Origin of the sequence: uncultured Sphingosinicella sp., from assembly GCF_963974575.1 — a bacterium.
Taxonomy (GTDB): Bacteria; Pseudomonadota; Alphaproteobacteria; order Sphingomonadales; family Sphingomonadaceae; genus Sphingosinicella.
In genome coordinates this window covers 59,408-75,682 of the sequence record NZ_CAXBBQ010000010.1, presented here as the reverse complement: position 1 = coordinate 75,682, position 16,275 = coordinate 59,408, and the positions used below count along the sequence as shown (strand labels likewise).

The 16,275-nt window shown below is 62.8% G+C and carries 12 protein-coding genes; 7 read left to right on the top strand and 5 right to left on the bottom strand.

The features are described from left to right. Positions 1–4 precede the first annotated feature (4 nt). Entirely contained in the window at positions 5–1,342 is a 1,338-nt protein-coding gene (locus AAC014_RS16190; RefSeq protein ID WP_339710519.1) for an amidohydrolase family protein, read from the bottom strand. Between the two features lie 98 nt (positions 1,343–1,440). Next, positions 1,441–2,664, bottom strand: coding sequence for an MFS transporter (locus AAC014_RS16185; RefSeq protein ID WP_339710516.1), 1,224 nt, complete (start codon positions 2,662–2,664; stop codon positions 1,441–1,443). Positions 2,665–2,930: 266 nt separating this feature from the next. Between AAC014_RS16185 and AAC014_RS16180 the strand changes: the two genes are divergently transcribed. The 3 genes from AAC014_RS16180 to AAC014_RS16170 all read left to right on the top strand — a co-directional run bounded on the left by AAC014_RS16180 (position 2,931) and on the right by AAC014_RS16170 (position 4,718). Continuing rightward, positions 2,931–3,185: a DUF6356 family protein gene (locus AAC014_RS16180; protein WP_339710514.1), complete on the top strand. Its 255-nt coding sequence runs from the start codon at positions 2,931–2,933 to the stop codon at positions 3,183–3,185. 2 nt (positions 3,186–3,187) lie between these two features. Further along, entirely contained in the window at positions 3,188–4,216 is a 1,029-nt protein-coding gene (locus AAC014_RS16175; RefSeq protein WP_339710512.1) for a putative sulfate exporter family transporter, read from the top strand. Between the two features lie 88 nt (positions 4,217–4,304). Continuing rightward, the gene (locus AAC014_RS16170; RefSeq protein ID WP_339710509.1) at positions 4,305–4,718 is read left to right on the top strand and encodes a hypothetical protein; all 414 of its coding nucleotides are present in this window, start codon (positions 4,305–4,307) and stop codon (positions 4,716–4,718) included. Here AAC014_RS16170 and AAC014_RS16165 read toward each other — a convergent pair. From AAC014_RS16165 to AAC014_RS16155, 3 genes are all read right to left on the bottom strand, one after another. Next, positions 4,709–6,106: a peptide MFS transporter gene (locus tag AAC014_RS16165; protein ID WP_339710506.1), complete on the bottom strand. Its 1,398-nt coding sequence runs from the start codon at positions 6,104–6,106 to the stop codon at positions 4,709–4,711. The two genes, AAC014_RS16170 and AAC014_RS16165, sit on opposite strands and share 10 nt — an antisense overlap. A gap of 25 nt (positions 6,107–6,131) precedes the next feature. Continuing rightward, on the bottom strand, positions 6,132–7,448 hold the full coding sequence (locus AAC014_RS16160) for an MFS transporter (RefSeq protein ID WP_339710504.1): 1,317 nt from the start codon (positions 7,446–7,448) through the stop codon (positions 6,132–6,134). 112 nt (positions 7,449–7,560) lie between these two features. Next, on the bottom strand, positions 7,561–8,484 hold the full coding sequence (locus tag AAC014_RS16155; RefSeq protein WP_339710502.1) for a LysR substrate-binding domain-containing protein: 924 nt from the start codon (positions 8,482–8,484) through the stop codon (positions 7,561–7,563). 134 nt (positions 8,485–8,618) lie between these two features. Between AAC014_RS16155 and AAC014_RS16150 the strand changes: the two genes are divergently transcribed. From AAC014_RS16150 to AAC014_RS16135, 4 genes are all read left to right on the top strand, one after another. Further along, positions 8,619–9,659 carry a DUF1611 domain-containing protein gene (locus AAC014_RS16150; RefSeq protein ID WP_339710499.1) on the top strand — a complete coding sequence of 347 codons (1,041 nt, stop codon included), beginning with the start codon at positions 8,619–8,621 and terminating at the stop codon, positions 9,657–9,659. 211 nt (positions 9,660–9,870) lie between these two features. Beyond that, positions 9,871–12,609, top strand: a complete 2,739-nt coding sequence (locus tag AAC014_RS16145; protein WP_339710496.1) for a TonB-dependent receptor — start codon at positions 9,871–9,873, stop codon at positions 12,607–12,609. 60 nt (positions 12,610–12,669) lie between these two features. After that, positions 12,670–15,090, top strand: a complete 2,421-nt coding sequence (locus AAC014_RS16140) for a DPP IV N-terminal domain-containing protein (RefSeq protein WP_339710494.1) — start codon at positions 12,670–12,672, stop codon at positions 15,088–15,090. A 23-nt stretch (positions 15,091–15,113) separates the two neighbouring features. Continuing rightward, positions 15,114–16,226, top strand: coding sequence for a membrane dipeptidase (locus AAC014_RS16135; protein ID WP_339710492.1), 1,113 nt, complete (start codon positions 15,114–15,116; stop codon positions 16,224–16,226). The last annotated feature ends 49 nt before the right edge of the window (positions 16,227–16,275 follow it).

Genomic DNA, 16,275 nt, shown 5'->3' with positions numbered 1-16,275 from the left:
GAAATCAATCCGCCGGGAAACCCTGACGCTTGCCGCCCGCCTTGTGAACGACGCCGCGGCGCATCACGAAATCGACGCTTTCCATGCGCGTCACGTCGTCGAGCGGGCTGCCCGCGACGGCGATGATGTCCGCATCCTTGCCCGGCGTGATCGTGCCGATGGCCGCCGAGCGGCCAAGCGCTTCGGCAGCGTTCACCGTCGCGGTTTGAAGTGCGGCGGCCGGTGTCATGCCCGCCTTCACCAGCAGAGCGAACTCGCGGGCGTTTTCACCGTGTTTCGAAACGCCGCTGTCGGTGCCGAACGCGACCTTAACGCCCGCGGCAAACGCCTTCTTGTGGCTGTTGAACGCGGCGGTGACGGCCTCTTCCGCCTTCGGAACCACGGCCGGGGGCAGTGCGCCCGCACGCGCCTGCTCGACGGCGGTGTTCGCCGCGAGCATGGTGGGCACGAGCCAGGTGCCGTGCGTCTTCATCAGCTTGATCGCCTCGTCATCGAGGAACGTGCCGTGATCGACCGTATCGACACCCGCCGGCGCAGCGGCCTTGGTGCCTGCGGCATGGTGACTGTGTGTGGCGACCTTGCGACCAAGGCCATGCGCCGTGTCGATCACCGCCTTGATTTCATCGTCGGTCATCGAGCGGCCGAGACCACCCGAGACGTTGGAAAGCACGCCGCCGGTCGACATGAACTTGATGACCTGCGCGCCGAGCGCGACCTGCTGGCGGACCGCGCGGCGGCAATCGTCCGGGCCGTCGCAGGTGTTGATCTGATGCTGGTGAACGGCGTCGAAGAACGTCGCGGCAAGGCCGTTGGACGGATCGCCATGTCCACCCGAAACGGAGATCGGCGCGCCTGCGTTGACGATCGTCGGTCCGGCGACATCGCCGCGTTCGATGCCATCACGAAGCGCGCGGATGCCGCGTGCGTCGCCGCCGAGGTCACGCACCGTGGTGAAACCCGCGTCGAGCGTGACCCGCGCGTTCGAAACCGCATACATCATGTCGTCGCCGTCGTCGTTGGTCATTCCCGCGAGCCGGGCGCGCAGCGGATCGGCGCCGATGCCCCAGAAGTGGACGTGGAGGTCGATGAGGCCCGGCATCACGAAGCGGTCCTTGAGATCAACGACCTTCGCGCCCGCCTGCGGCTCGGCATAGCCATCGCGCACTTCGGCGATCTTGCCGTTCCGAATGACGATCGTGCTCGGCCCGCGCGGCGCCTTGCCGGGCTCGGCAAGCAGCGTTCCGGCATAAACGAGGGTAACGGCGTCGCCCGTCGGCGCGGGCTGCGCGGCGAGGAGCGAGGTGGAGAGCAGGGCGAGGCTGACGGCAGAAACACGACGCATATGGAAAATCCCCTGAAACTTTGGATATGAACCCGTCATAGTCCTGCTTCTTTCGAGGGATCAAGGCCGGCATCGGCGCCGCGATGGCGAAGGCCCGGTCAGGCCGGGTCGCGGTGCCTTTCGATATGCCTGCGCAGGATCATCAGCGACACGGCAAGCAGCGCCATCAGAAGGGCTATGGTGACGAAAAAGGCGCCGGCCTGCCAGCCGATGAGCACGCCGCCCGCCACCGCGCTGATCATCGCGCCCGTCCGCCCGAAGCCGAGCGCCACGCCGATCGCCGTCGACCGCGTCTCGACCGTGTAGAGCTGCGCGGCGACCGCGAAGAGAATCGACTGGATGCCCGCGCTGGAAATGCCGAGCACGGCGATGAGCGAAACGCTGAGCAGGAACGCATCCGGGTTCGGCGGAAAAACAGCGAGCAGCACGCTGGTGACAGCGCCGCCAAGCGCCATCGCGACGAGCACGGCCCGCGACCCGTACGTGCGAATGAGCAGCGCGCCGAGCAGCGCGCCCACGATGCCGCCGCAGTTGAAAAGCGCCGCGCCGATGCTTGCATCGCCGAGACCGAAGCCAGCCCCGACCAGCAGACTCGGCAGCCAGTTGAGCGAGAGGTAAACGGCCATCAGCGACCAGAAATACGAAATCCACATCGCCAGCGTATCGCGCCGCGCACCCTTGCCGAGCACCAGGGCGAGGGTCTTGCCGAAACCCAGTGAAGGCAAAGGACTGACATCGGGCGTTTCAGGTGCGGCCACGGCTTCATGCTTCTGAAGGAACAGTAGCGCGCCGAGCAGGATCGAGGCCACGCCGCAACCGATGAAAAGAGGCCGCCAGCCAAACGCGGGCAGCACCCATGACGCGATGATACCGCCCAGCATCCCGCCGAGCGGAATGCAGAGGATGGTGGCGGTGACCGCGACGGCCCGCCATCGGGGCGCTATGGTTTCGGACATCAGCGCAGCCGCATTCGGAAGCGCGCCGCCCATGCCAAGACCGGCGATGAACCGCAGGAGCAGGATTTCATTCACGCTGCCCGCCATGGCGCAAAGCCCCGTGAACAGGCCGAAAAGCACAACGCTGATGCCGAGCGCGATGTGCCTGCCGAAACGATCGCCGACATAGCCGAGCACGACGGTTCCCGCCGCCATGCCGACGAGCCCGGCCATGAAAACGAGACCGAACGCACTTTTCTCCGCGCCCCATTCGGCTGCGATGGCGGGCAAGGCAAAGCTCAGCGCCTGGCCATCGAGACCGTCGAGCAGGATCGCAAGAACGGTGAGCACACCAAGCTGCCGGTGACCCGGCCGAACAAAAATCATCTGAACTCAACTCCCCCCACGCAAGACGCACTCACGACCGCCCGCCAGGCAGGACATATCGCAGTCCTGCCGCTGTGCGAACGCGATTTAAGGGGATGACGCGCTTTGCGTCCAGATTTCGGACTTGGAACAAAAAACCATGAAAACTTTGATTGACAAGTATTCATCCCAACGATTCAGCAAAATTGTAGCGCATTTGGTGCCACCTTTCCCCGTCACCTACCTATTCTCTCCTCATCAGCGGACGGAAATGAGGCGGAGAACACATGCGATCCTTTTTCGGGCTTTTCACAAATCATCCAGCTTCGGTCGGTGAGAGCTATTTCGAGCACATGGCCATGTCGTTCGGCTTTTCGATGCGTATGTTCGGCGGCTGTCTCGCCTGCCTGCTCCACGGGCTGCTGCCGTTCCTGTTCGTCCGGACGGGCAGCGACCAGATCCGTATTCTTCATGACCGGATGGTTGCGCACCGCGACCGCCGCGTTCCCCGCATCGACGGAGACCTGAGCGGCGCCCGCTAGCCGTGGCCAGCATCGGGAGCGAACCGGCGCAGGCCGATACGGGCGCAAATCCGCGGCCGCGCGCAACACTTTTCCTTTCAGGCATCGCGCTCTGCGCCTCGCTGGCGGCAGGCGCGATCGCAATCGCCAGCGTTTCGGGGCTTCCCGGCGTGGTTGTCGCACTGGTGCTGGGGATGATCGCGCGTGTGCTGCTTCCCGGGCTCGCGGAAGCCACCGAACCCGGCATACGCTATTGCAGCCGCACGCTGCTGCGCATCGCCGTGGCCCTGCTCGGGCTTCGCCTCGCAGCACCCGACCTTGCCGCGCTCGGCCCACGTGCGATCGGCATTGTCGCGGTTTCGCTCGTCGCCACGATCGGCGCCGGCTACCTGATCGCAAGGCCCATGCTGCGCGACCGGCAGGTCGCGGCCGTGGCTGCGGCCGCTGTGGCGGTGTGCGGTGCCTCCGCCGCGCTGGCGGTTTCCGCGATCTTTCCGCAGCGTGCCGCGCTCGAACGGATGACCACGCTTGTCGTCATCGTCGTCTCGCTGCTGAGCACGATCGTGATGCTGGCGTATCCGCCGCTCGCAGTCGTGCTCGGCTTTTCCCCGGCGGAAACCGCGCTGCTGTTCGGCGCGGCCATCCACGATGTCGCGCAGGTGGCGGGGGCCGGGCTTGCGGTCTCGCCGGAGGTCGCGACGCAGGCGGTCGCCGTGAAGATGATCCGCGTCGCGGGGCTTTTGCCCATCGTTCTTTGCTTCGGCATCCTGCTTCGCGCGAAGCATGACGGCGGCACGCGCCCCGGACTGCTGCCCGCATTTCTGATCGCCTATGTCGCGCTTGCCCTGATCGCCGGGTTCGGGCTCGCCCCGCCACTCCTCATCAGCCTCGGCAGCACGGCGGCGACATGGCTGCTGACGGCGGCCGTCGCCGCGCTCGGGCTTTCCACCCGGCTTGAAGACCTTCGCGCCGCGCCGCCGCTCCTGCTCGTGTTCCTTGCCGCCCAAACGCTGTTGCAGCTGGCGATCGTGGTCGCGCTCATTCGCGCGTAACCTTCCGATAGACGTCGTTCATTCTCCAGCCATGTTCGGAGGTGGAAAATGAGGCACAGTCTTCAGATCAAGCCAAAAGGAAGGCCAGATGAAAAGGTCGTTCTTCATTCTTCTGTCCGGCGCACTGCTCGCCGGCACGGCCGCGCAGGCGAAACAGCCAACCCCCGACGAGCAGCTCGCGCGTGCGATCGAAGGCCGCGTCGCCGGCAAGCCAAAGGATTGCCTGTCGCAGCGGGACATCCGCTCCTCTCGGATTATCGACCGCAAGGCGATCATTTATGAAACGTCGGGCGGCACGATCTATGTCAACATACCCGATTCGGGTGCGGCATCGCTGCGGCGGGACTATGTGCTCGTCACGAACACGCATTCGGACCAGCTCTGCTCGGTCGACATCGTGCGCCTGTTGGATGCCGGATCGCACATGCCGGCTGGATCGGTGGGGCTCGGCAAGTTCGTTCCCTACACGAAGCCGGCCAAGGCAGACTCGCATCAGCGCTGATCGCGGCTTGAAACCTGAGGCTGTGCGAGCAGCTTCCCGATCGGGCGCATTACAATCAGCATGATCAGGAACGCTGCGAACGCGAGCGCCGCATGGAGCGCGAAGAAGCTGGCGTGGCTCAGCGTCTCCCAGAGTCCGGCGAGTGTGCCGACGAGGAGATTGCCGAGGAAGATGGACAGGAAAAGGATGCCCATCATCGTCGAATTGACCTGCGCCGGTGCCGCACGCGAATAGAGCGCCAGCTGGGTCGGCCAATAGAATATGAACCCCAGGGCGTTCAGCGCATAGAGCGCGACCGGCCAGAGCGCGCTGACGGTCTCGCCATTGTCGACCCACCCGGCGGGAACGACCATCATCAGATTGGCAGCGGCAATGATCAGATAACCGATCGTGATCTTGGTGAGATCGTGCGGTTCGCGGTTCCGTTTGGCCTGCCACTGCCAAAGCGCGATCAGGAGCGGCACAGCCATGATGCAGAACAGCCCGTCGAGCGCGTTGAACGATGTCGCCGGAATGGTCCAGCCGAAGAGGCCGCGATCTACCGACGCTTCGATGAGCAGCAGGCCGGCATTCATTTCCTGAAAATAGGCCGCGCCGGGCAGAATCCCGATCATGCTCACGAACAGCAACGCGGCAATGATCCGCCAATCGCGTGGTGCCAGCGCTGTGGAGGCAGCCGTGCTGCTCTGCCGCTTGCGGTCGGGAGGGAGATGCTTCCAGCCCGCGCCGTAAACCACAAGCGCGATCAGCATCAGCGCACCGGCCGCGCCGAAGCCGACGTGCCAACCGTAGACCTGCGCGAGCACGCCGCACACCAGCGGGCCGAGTAGGGCGCCGGTGTTGATCGCGGCATAGAAGATCGCAAACGCGCGGGTCCGTCGCCCCTCGTCGCCCGGCGCGTAAAGCTGCCCGACTTGCGCGGAGATATTGCCCTTGAGGCATCCCGTTCCCAGGATCAGCAGCGACAGCGCGATCAGGAAGCTCGCATCAAAGACCATCAGCACATGGCCCGCGACCATGAGCAGCGCGCCGAGCACTACGGTGCGCCGCTGGCCCAGAAGACGGTCCGCAAGCATTCCGCCGAACACCGGCGTGAAATAGACGAGCCCCGAATAGAGGCTGAACACCTGGCTCGCGAAGGCCTGGTTGGAAAGCGGGCCGGTCAGCGTCTCGATCCCCGCCCGGAGACTGCCGAACGCAAGGACGCTGCCCGCGATCTCCGGCGTCAGCAGCCGCTGGAGGATGTAGAGCAGCAGCAAGCTCGACATGCCGTAGAAGGACAGGCGCTCCCACGCCTCGGTGAACGCGAGATAGGCAAGGCCCTTCGGGTGGCCAAGGAAGCCCTGCTCCTCACCGTGCACGGCGGAGGCGATCGACGCTGTCGTCACGATATTGCTTTCTGCCCGAATGCGATCAGGCGCTGCCTGCCTTCGCAAGATCCGATCTCAGCGAACCCACCGCGGCATAGAAATGCCATGCCGCCCAGATGCCTGTCAGCCCGAAGCCCGCCAAAGCGTAACGCAGCGATTGGGCAGGATCGGCGATGCGGCTGGCGAGAATGTCCGAGACGAACCCGATCAGCTGCGGCGCGATCGCAAGGTTCGCGATGTTCGCCGTGAACAGCAGAACCGCGACCGTGAAGCCGCGCATATCCGGGCGGGCCAGATTCTGGATGAGCGCGAGGCTCGGCCCGATCATCACGTTGATGAAGGGCACGAAGAGCCACAGAAGCGCGATGGCGGTCGCGCGATCCGAAACCACGTGGGCCGCAACACCGGGAATCGTGATCAGCAGCGTCAGGCCTGCAAGGAAATAGCACTGCCATTTCGGGTCCATGCGCGCCATGCGGAACATCAGGAACATCGCCGCCAGCATCGCCGCCGCACCGGCCGCGCCGCTCATCAGCCCAACCTGAAGCCCGGCCTCGCCGACGCTGAATCCGTGCGACCTTCCGAGGAAGGCGGGGGTCCACCACACAAGGCCGCCGCCGGCGAACGTCGCCACCGTCCCGCCCGCAATCACGTGCATCAGCGCGCGCTGCGAGCGGATGAAGTCAAGCGATTGCCGGAAGCCCGGCTTTTGCGCGTTGGCACTGGCCCCGGGATCGCAGGCCCCGCGACGCGGTTCGCGAATGGTAAGAAGCATGAGGAGCGCCGGCGTGCTGGCGAAGGCAAAGATGATGAGGCAGGTTCGCCATCCGAACTGCTCCGTCAGCAGCCCGCCGCCGATACCGCCGATCGCGGACCCGAGCGAAACGCCGAGCGCGTAGATGGACATCGCGATGACACGTTCGGACGGCAGAAAATAGTCGGCGATGATGGAATGCGAAGGCGGCGTTCCGCCAGCCTCGCCGACACCGACACCGATGCGCGCGATGAGCAATTGCCAGAAGTTCTGCGCGAGCCCGCAGCAGGCCGTGAAGATCGACCAGATCGCGAGCGCCCGGCCGATCATCTTCCGACGGTTGACGCGATCTGCGAGGATACCGAGCGGCAGCCCGGCGGTCGTGTAGAACAAGGCAAGCGCAACACCGGTGAGGAAACCGACGGCGCTATCCGACAACGCGAACTCCGCCTTGATCGGCTCGATCAATGTGGAGAGGACAAAGCGGTCTGCGATGTTGAGCGCGTAGACCAGCGTCATCACCGCCAGAACCCAATAACGCTGGAGAAGACTAGCGCCCGAGGGATGCGAGATTGCAGACGGACTTCCCGCGGCGCTGACGTCCATTCCCGTATCCCCCTCCCGTGAGCCGCGCAGAAAGAGCGACAGGCGCCTTCTTGTCAATACATAAGTGTATGTGAATTTAGACGGGACCGTAAACAGCCTGTGCGGAACGCTTTCAGAAAGGCGCCTGGTCGAGGAAACGCTTCGCCTCGGCCCTCAGCCAGCTTCCAACAGTTTCGATGGCGGGCGTTTCCGAATGTGCCGCTGGAAAGGCGAGCCAATAGGATGCGGGGCTTTTCACCTTCAAGGCGAAGGGCGCGACAAGGACACCCGCTTCCAGCAGGTCTCCGACCAGCGCGGTTCTGCCCATGGCAACCCCCTGATCATTGAGCGCGGCCTGGATCGCCATGTCGGCAAGACTGAAGAACCGCCCCTGCCCTGCCGCCACCTGCAGCGCGCCGGCTTCCTGAAGCCAGACCTTCCATTCCGCATCGTTCGCGCCTCCGCTCCAGGCGTGGGCATCATGCAGGAGCGTACAGGCTTCCAGTCCGCCGGGCGCTTCCAGAGCATGGTCTTTCAGATAGGCCGGTGTGCAAACCGGCGTGATGTATTCGTCGAACAGCCGTTCGGAATGAAGACCGGCAAGCGGCTGCACGGCCTGTTCGATCGTGATATCGAAATCGCGCCCGGACAGATCGATATCGCCGTATTCGGCGATCATGAAGAGTTTGCTGCCGGGGTGTTTGGCATAAAAATCGCCGACGCGCGGCATCAGCCAGCGCAGCGCGAACGACGGATTCACACGGACACGGATTTCCGTTCGCGCACCTCCCGCGCGGAGGGCGCGCGCTTCATCTTCGATCTCTGCCAGCGCTTTGCGCACGGTGGATGCGAAGCGTTCGCCTGCCTCCGTGAGCGCGATGCGCCGGGGCAAGCGGAGAAAGAGTTTCTGTCCCAGCGCCTCTTCAAGATGCTTGATCTGCTGGCTGACGGCGCCGTCGGTGACGTGAAGTTCTGCCGCCGCTTTCTTGAAACTCAACTTGCGTGCGGCGGCTTCGAAAAAGCGAAGCGAGGCGAGCGTCTGTGAATTCAGGAACATGGTTTAGCAGCGCTCGCCCTTGCCTTAGGACTACTGGTTTGTCTTGTCCGCGGCGACCGGTCAAACCCGCGTTCCCTTGAAAACGCACTGGTTCGGTGCCGGCTTTTCGCCGTGCCTGCGCACAGGCATAACGGATGTGTACAGGCAATATGCTGACGATCAAGAAACCGTTTCTCCTCATCATCGGCGATATGACGAACCCGCGCAACGCGAAGACCGCGTTCGGCCTGCGCGATTGGGCGCGCGCCGATTGCTTGGGCCAGCTTAGATTCGCAGAGGATGCAGTCGACATCGGCCTGCCTTCGATGACGGTGCAGCAGGCAGCGGACGAAGGCGTGAAAACCGCCGTGATCGGCATCGCGCCACACGGCGGAGTCTTGCCGGCGCACTGGGTGCCGATCCTGCAGGACGTGCTTCGCGCGGGCCTCGATATCGCCTCGGGCCTTCACAGCCGTTTGAAGGACATTCCGGAAATCGCGGACTTGGCCGCATCGCTCGGGCGCACGCTCCACGATGTACGCCACACCACGCTCGCCTTGCCCGTGGGCAACGGCAAGCCACGCGCCGGGCTGCGTTTGCTGACGGTCGGCACGGACTGCGCGCTCGGGAAGAAATATACTGCAATGGCGATCGCGAAGGGCATGAACGCGCGCGGTTTGAAGGCCGATTTCCGCGCGACCGGCCAAACCGGCATTCTCATCGCCGGGGGCGGCATCGCGATCGATGCCGTGGTGGGCGACTTTATTTCCGGTGCCGCAGAAATGCTGTCACCCGAAAACGAACCGGATCACTGGGATATCATCGAGGGACAAGGGGCGATCCTGCATCCCGCCTATGCGCCGGTCACACTCGGGCTGCTCTATGGTTCGCAGCCGGACGCGCTTGTTCTGTGCGACGATCCGCTGCGGGAAAGGCTGAACGACTTTCCCCACGTCCCATGCCCGACGCTTCGGGAGGCGATGGACGCCTACCTGCCGCTGGCGCGCGCGGTCAATCCTGCCGCGCGCTTCGTCGGCATATCCCTGAACACGTCCTCGATGTCGGAAAGCGAGGCGTTCGCAACGATCGCTCGCACGGCGGAAGAGACCGGCCTCGCCTGCTTTGATCCGATACGAACCGGCGTGAACGCCGTCGTAGATGTGCTGGCGGACTTCCCTGAGGCAGCAAAACATTGAAAATACAATGATGTATGTTGGGACCTATGCGCCGGTCGGGAAGCGGGTTATGCCGGCCTGCACCCTGCCCGGGTTGCAAGGAGTTCGGATTGCGACATTTCTTTGAAGAAAAATTTACGGGTTTTCTCTCCTCGCCGGTCTTCATCTGCAGGGCTGGTGTGAAGATCCGATACGCGCCGTTATGCCCGGCCAGAAATGGAAGGGGTTGAGTTTGCGCTCGCAACTCACGCTGGGCGGTGCTTTTGCCGTCTTCGTGATCGTTGCCGCGAATGCTCAAACTTTGCCGGTGCGCTCTTACGATCTTCGCATCGAAGAGCAGACTCTCGGTGAAGCGTTGTCGTCACTGGTAAGTCTTACCGGTACACAGCTGCTCTACCCTCCCGATCTGGCCGATGTCCCGGACGCACCGCGCGTTCGCGGACGGCACACGGTTGATGAAGCGCTCGCAATTCTGCTTCAGCGCACGGGATATTCCGCCCGCCTCACCAAGAAAGGGGTGATCGTCATCACCCCGAAACCAACAGGTGAAGGCAGGGAGATGAAAGTGGCAAACAGGGGATTGAAAGCGTCGCTCTTCGCGGGGATTTCGACATTCATATTCGGTGCGAACGGGGCAGCGGCACAGGATGTCGCCGTTCAAGGCAACGACCGCGAAGAGATCGTGGTAACGGCGCGATTCCGCCAGGAATCCATCCAGAACATCGGCGGCAGCGTCGCTGCGCTCGATGGCCGGGAGCTTCGCCGCTCCGGCATCGTGGACTTTGAAGACCTCTCGAACCGGGTCGCCGGCGTGGAGCTTCTGGATCGCGGTCCGAACACGAACGAAATCAACATTCGCGGTGTGACGAACAGCACCCAGGTTTCGGGCAACCAGCTGCAGCCACTCGTTTCCATCCTCGTGGACGATATTCCGGTTGCGTCGGCATCCGCCTCGCAGCGCGATTTCAACTTCTTCGATTTCAACCGGGTCGAGGTTCTCCGCGGCCCGCAGCCGACCTATTTCGGCGAGGGCGCGATGGGCGGCGCGATCCGCTATTTCTCGGCCGATCCCGACCTCGATAGCGGCAAGGTGATCGAGGGCATGTGGAGCAATGGCCTCAGCACCACGAACCACGGCGGCTTCAACTATCGCGTCGACAATGCGACGAGCTTCATTCTGGTGCCGGGCAAGCTTGGCGTGCGTGTGGTCGGCTTCTATCGCAAGGACGACGGCTATATCGACAACCTCGGCCTCGGCAAGAAAGACATGAACGACTTCGAGTCCTATGGTGGGCGCGCCATCGTTCTTTTCAAGCCGACCGAGGACCTGAGCATCCGCCTTGCCGCGCATTTCGGCCGCGACGACATCGGCGAACTCAACTTCATCGAACCGACGACGATCGGCAATTCCGTCGGCACGGAAGACCTGATCGCGCCGTCGCTCAGCCTGATCGACGGCCTCGGTCAGGACGACTTCGAACTCTACAGCGGCAAGATATCCTGGAACGGCGGGCCGATCACGATCGAATCGATCACCGGCCTCTACAAGCGCAAACGCCAGGCGGAAACGTTCAGCTCGGCGTATACATACGGCTTCGAAGGCTTCTTCAACGCCTTCCCGCCGTTCGATACGGCAAGCAACCTGCTCTCGTCCGACCTCACCGCCGTTGCGCAGACGCGCGGCAAGGAAAAGAGCGTTTCGCAGGAACTCCGCTTCGTTTCGGACTTTGAATCGCCGCTGAACTTTGTGGCGGGCGCCTTCTATCAAGACACCGAAGCGACCGACACGGCGCTCGTTGCAGGCCCCGGATACGCCAACATCACGGAAAGCGGTACAACCGAGATCGAACGCTCGACCACGAGGGTCGATACGCGCCAGTTCTCGGCCTTTGCCGAATTCAGCTATGATGTGTCCGAGCGTTTCCGCGTTTTCGCTGGCGCGCGCTACGTGAATGAAAGGGTCAGATCGACGCTGGTCGAATCCTACGTGATCGGCATCTTCTCGCCGATCTTCACGAACCCGGCCGATATCTTCGCACCGATCTATTTCCCGGTTCCGAATGACGTGGAGGCACTCACTGCCCCGGGCGGCCCTGGTGTCAGCTTCGATTTCAAGCTGAACACCTTCCTGCCCCGCGCCGGCTTCGAATATGACGTGACCGACGATGCGATGCTTTACGGCACGATCGCACGCGGTGTCCGCAACGGCGGCCTCAACAGCCCGTTCTCGGCAATGGGTTTCGGCCCGGTCGGCTCACCGGAATTCGAAGATGCGCTGACATACGGTTCCGATGATATCGTAACCGGCGAGATCGGCCTCAAGTCGCGGTGGATGGACGGCGACGTCACGTTCAATATCGCCGGCTTCTATTCCGATTTCGACACGCCGCAGATCGGCATCAGCAATCCTGGTGCACTGACGGCAAACGGGCCGCAGCTGCGTATCTACGGCCTTGAGATCGAAAGCCTGTACAAGGTGAATCCGAACGTTTCGCTGTTCTTCAGCGGCAACTATACGGAAGCGGAATACACCAAGGGCATGACGGTCTTCTCCATCGCAGGCGCACCGGCGGACTTCCAGGATCTCGCCAAGGGCAACCGCCCCCCGAACGTCCCGAAGGTCTCGTTCTCGGCCGGCGCGGATCTCAATTATCCGCTCGGCGTCGGCGATATCGAGCTGACCGGACAGGTCGCGTTCCAGTACATCGGCGAGCGTGAGACCTTTCCGCAGAACTTCCCGTCGGGCAGGCTCGGAAGCATGGAGATGCTGAACCTTCGGCTGGGCCTCGAAACCGAACGCTGGTCGCTGACGGCATATATGAACAACGTGTTCAACGACCTGGAACTGCAGGCGACGACCATTCCGACGAGCGCGGCGACACTGGTTGACGGTGTGCTCGACGGCAACCTCTCGTCGGCCTTCATCAACAGGCCGCGGACGACCGGACTGACGTTCACAGTCCGCTACTGACACTACGCAGTGGACGGCGGCGCTTGCGAGCGCCGCCGTCCTTGCCTTGGGAAGAGTGCCATGCTGAAGGCTTGTGTGCGGCAGATACTGATCGGAACGCTGGTTCTGCTTTCCAGCTCCTGCGGAAGCATCGACTGCTTCGGAACGGCTGACGCAGCGCCAAATCTGACACACGCCGATTTCCAGCGCGCAGCACGCTTTTATCCGGATGCCGTTCGTGGCCTCGTGCTCAATGCCGCGCCGGTTCCGAACTGGATCGGGGACACCGATCAATTCTGGTATCGCCGCGACGTGAGCGGCGGCTATCGTTTCGAGACCGTGAATGCCGCGACCGGCGAGACGGCGCCCTCGTTCAACCATGAAGCGGTCGCGCGGATGCTCTCGCTCGAGCTCGGCAAGACAGTTTCAGCACAAAAACTGCCTTTCACATCCTTTCGCTATTCGAACGGCCTGAAAAGGGTCGTCTTCGCCGCAGGCGAAAAGACATTCGAATGCAGTCGCGACGCCGATTTCTGCAACATGAAGGCAGAAGCCGCGCCAGATCCGGCCGCCGCCCTCTCGCCGGACGGCGCGCAAGCGGTTTTCGTCCGCGATCACAACCTGTGGCTGCGCGAAACGTCGACCGGCAAAGAGAGATCTCTGACGACAGACGGGACCGCGGAATTTCCCTACCAGTATACCGCGTTCCGAACGACCTATGTCGAGGAACGTCGCGGCACGGAGTCGCCCACCTACCCCGGCGCGACCTGGTCTCCTGACGGGCGCTATATTCTTGCGGTCCGCTCTGACTATCGCGGCGTCAAGACCGCGCCCTATGTCGTCGAGTATCTCGCACCGGATTCATCACGCCCGATCGCGCACCAGATTGCGATGCCGATGCCTGCGGATGCACCGAAGGTGCCCTACACGCTTTCGCTCATCGACCGGAAGAGCGGCCGTTCTGTAGAGGTCGATGGCGGCGCTTTCGGCTTCAACGACTACGCGCCGTACTGGGCGATCGTCGGTGAGCCCGGTTGGGATATGGAGCGCGGCGAACTCTATCTCGTGACATCGACGCGCGATTCGCGCGCGCTCGGCCTCGTTGCCGTCGATCTCGGGACGGGTAAAACGCGGACTATTCTCGAAGAACGAGACGGCCAGTACCTCAATCTCAACCCCTTCGACTACCACGTGCCGAACGTACGCCTGCTGGCAGGCCGCGACGAAATTCTGTGGTGGTCGGAGCGCAGCGGCTGGGGGCATCTCTATCGCTACGACGCCAGAACCGGCGCTCTCAAGAACGCCGTGACCAAGGGCGACTGGGCGGTGTTCGATATCGTGCACGTCGATGAGGCCGCAGGTGCCATATACTTCACGGGCGGCGGCAAGGAGGCGGGGCGAAATCCCTATTATCGCCATCTCTATCGCGTCAATCTCGATGGAAGCGGCCTGAAACTGCTGACTCCCGAAGACGCGGACCATGCCTACACGAACTTTCCGGTGCGCGGCCTCAATGGCCATTACGACACGCCGGTGCACCGCTTTTCGCCGAGCGGTCGCTATTTCGTCGATACCTATTCAACGGTGTCGGAGCCGCCGCGTACTGTCGTGCGCGGGGCAGACGGCACGCACGTTTCCGATCTTGTCGATGCGGACGCAAGCGCGCTGCTCGCGACCGGATGGTCCCCGCCTGAACGCCTGGTCGCGAAAAGCGCGGACGGTGCACACGACATTCACGGCGTGCTCCTGAACCCCACGAATTTCGACAAGTCCAGACGCTATCCCGTGATCGAGCAGATTTACGCCGGCCCGCAGGTATCGTTCGCACCGCAGGGCTTCATGGATGCTGTTGGTGCGCGCGCCGCCTATATGCAGGCGCTTGCGGAGCTCGGGTTCATCATCGTCATTCAGGACGGACGCGGCACGCCGCGACGATCGCGGGCCTTTCACATGGCACCGATGAACGACGAAGATTCGTTTGCCCTTGCCGATCATGTCGCCGGTATCAGATCGGCCGCGCGAACACGGCCCTACATGGATATGGAACGCGTCGGCATCACCGGCATTTCGTTCGGCGGCTACGCCTCGGCACGCGCCATTCTGCTGTTCCCGGATTTCTACAAGGCCGCCGTTTCGATCGCGGGTCCACACGATTATCGGACCATGATCTCGTCGATCTCGGTTGAACGCTTCTTCGGTGTTCCGGGGGACGGCGAAGAGGATGTCTACGCGCGCGTCGACAATCTGCATTTGGCGAAGCGGTTGGAAGGCAGACTGATGCTGATCGCAGGCGAGATCGATCAGAACGTGCCGTTCAATCAGACGGTGGCATTTTCGAATGCGCTGATCGCGGCGGGCAAGGAATTCGACTTCGTTCTCGTGCCGAACGCGGCCCACGACGTGGGATATCATCCCTACGCCGCACGGCGGCTCGCGGGCTTCTTCGTTCGGCATTTGCAGCAACAGGAACCACCCGTGCCTTTTGCACAGGCGGCGAAATAGGGTTTGGACAGGGAGGTTTTCTGATGAGATCCGAAATGAACCGCCGCGGGTTGATGAAACTCACCGGAGGAAGCCTCCTTGCCGCCGCAGCGAGTACGGCTGCAGGTCGCGCCGTGGCGGACGAACCTTCCGCCGTTGGCCCGATCGTCGTTGATGGCTGCAGTCCGGCGGCACCGACCGCCGAATATCTTGAATTGCTGCGAAAAGGCGGCGTCGATTGCTGGAACGTCAGCATGTTGCCATCGCTCCTCCAGATGTCGCAGCTGCTCGAATTCGCGGCCCGGAATGCGGCACACGTGGAGATCGCCAAAACGGCGGCCGATATCCGGCGGATCAAGCGCGAAGGCAGGATTTCCCTCACCATCGGCTGGCAGGAAGCCGACCTCTTCGTCATGAAGGGCGAGAGCGACTGGTGGTCGAAACCGCCGAAGACGACGATGCGGCTTTTCTACGATCTCGGCCTTCGCGTTTGCGGCCTTATCTACAACCTGACCAATGCCTTCGCCGGCGGCTGCCTCGATCCGCATGTCGGCCTCACCAAGGCCGGGCGGACCATCGTCTCGCAGATGCAGTCGCTCGGCATATTGGTGGATGTCGGCGGCCATACCGGCGAGCAGTCCAGCCTCGACATCATTGCGATGGCGGAGCGCCCGGTCGTGTGCACGCATTCGAACATCGCCGCGCTCAATGCCAATCCACGCAACACATCGGACCGGGTGATTGAAGGCATCGCGAAGACCGGCGGCCTATTCGGCGTCAGCGCGATCGATCCCTTCATGAGCTGGGGCCGCGATGATGTGGGCAAGCGCAAGGAACCGCGACGCCGCGCGGACATCAAGCGCTATGTGGATGAACTCGACTATCTGAAAAGGCTCGTTGGCGTGGACCACATCGGCGTCGGCGGCGATTTCACGACCGGCGCCACATCTTCCATTAATCCGGAGGAGTCCTTCGCATTTCCGTCCGAGATGACCTATCTTCAGGACCCGATCCAATATGCGCAGGGCTTTGAAGATATTTCGAAGCTGCCGGCTGTGCGTGCCGAAATGGAACGGCGCGGCTGGCGCATGAACGACATCGACAAGGTGATGGGTGAAAACTGGATGCGTGTCTACGAAGCAAGCTTCGGGGCCTAGATATCCGGATGGCGACAGGCGGGGAAAACCGAGGCAGCGCGATGGATTC

Excerpts from the sequence above, each read along its gene's own strand:
- AAC014_RS16190 (WP_339710519.1), bottom strand. The coding sequence starts at position 1,342 with ATGCGTCGTGTTTCTGCCGTCAGCCTCGCCCTGCTCTCCACCTCGCTC.
- AAC014_RS16160 (WP_339710504.1), bottom strand. The coding sequence starts at position 7,448 with ATGGACGTCAGCGCCGCGGGAAGTCCGTCTGCAATCTCGCATCCCTCG.
- AAC014_RS16170 (WP_339710509.1), top strand. The coding sequence starts at position 4,305 with ATGAAAAGGTCGTTCTTCATTCTTCTGTCCGGCGCACTGCTCGCCGGC.
- AAC014_RS16180 (WP_339710514.1), top strand. The coding sequence starts at position 2,931 with ATGCGATCCTTTTTCGGGCTTTTCACAAATCATCCAGCTTCGGTCGGT.
- AAC014_RS16155 (WP_339710502.1), bottom strand. The coding sequence starts at position 8,484 with ATGTTCCTGAATTCACAGACGCTCGCCTCGCTTCGCTTTTTCGAAGCC.
- AAC014_RS16135 (WP_339710492.1), top strand. The coding sequence starts at position 15,114 with ATGAGATCCGAAATGAACCGCCGCGGGTTGATGAAACTCACCGGAGGA.
- AAC014_RS16150 (WP_339710499.1), top strand. The coding sequence starts at position 8,619 with ATGTGTACAGGCAATATGCTGACGATCAAGAAACCGTTTCTCCTCATC.
- AAC014_RS16185 (WP_339710516.1), bottom strand. The coding sequence starts at position 2,664 with ATGATTTTTGTTCGGCCGGGTCACCGGCAGCTTGGTGTGCTCACCGTT.
- AAC014_RS16140 (WP_339710494.1), top strand. The coding sequence starts at position 12,670 with ATGCTGAAGGCTTGTGTGCGGCAGATACTGATCGGAACGCTGGTTCTG.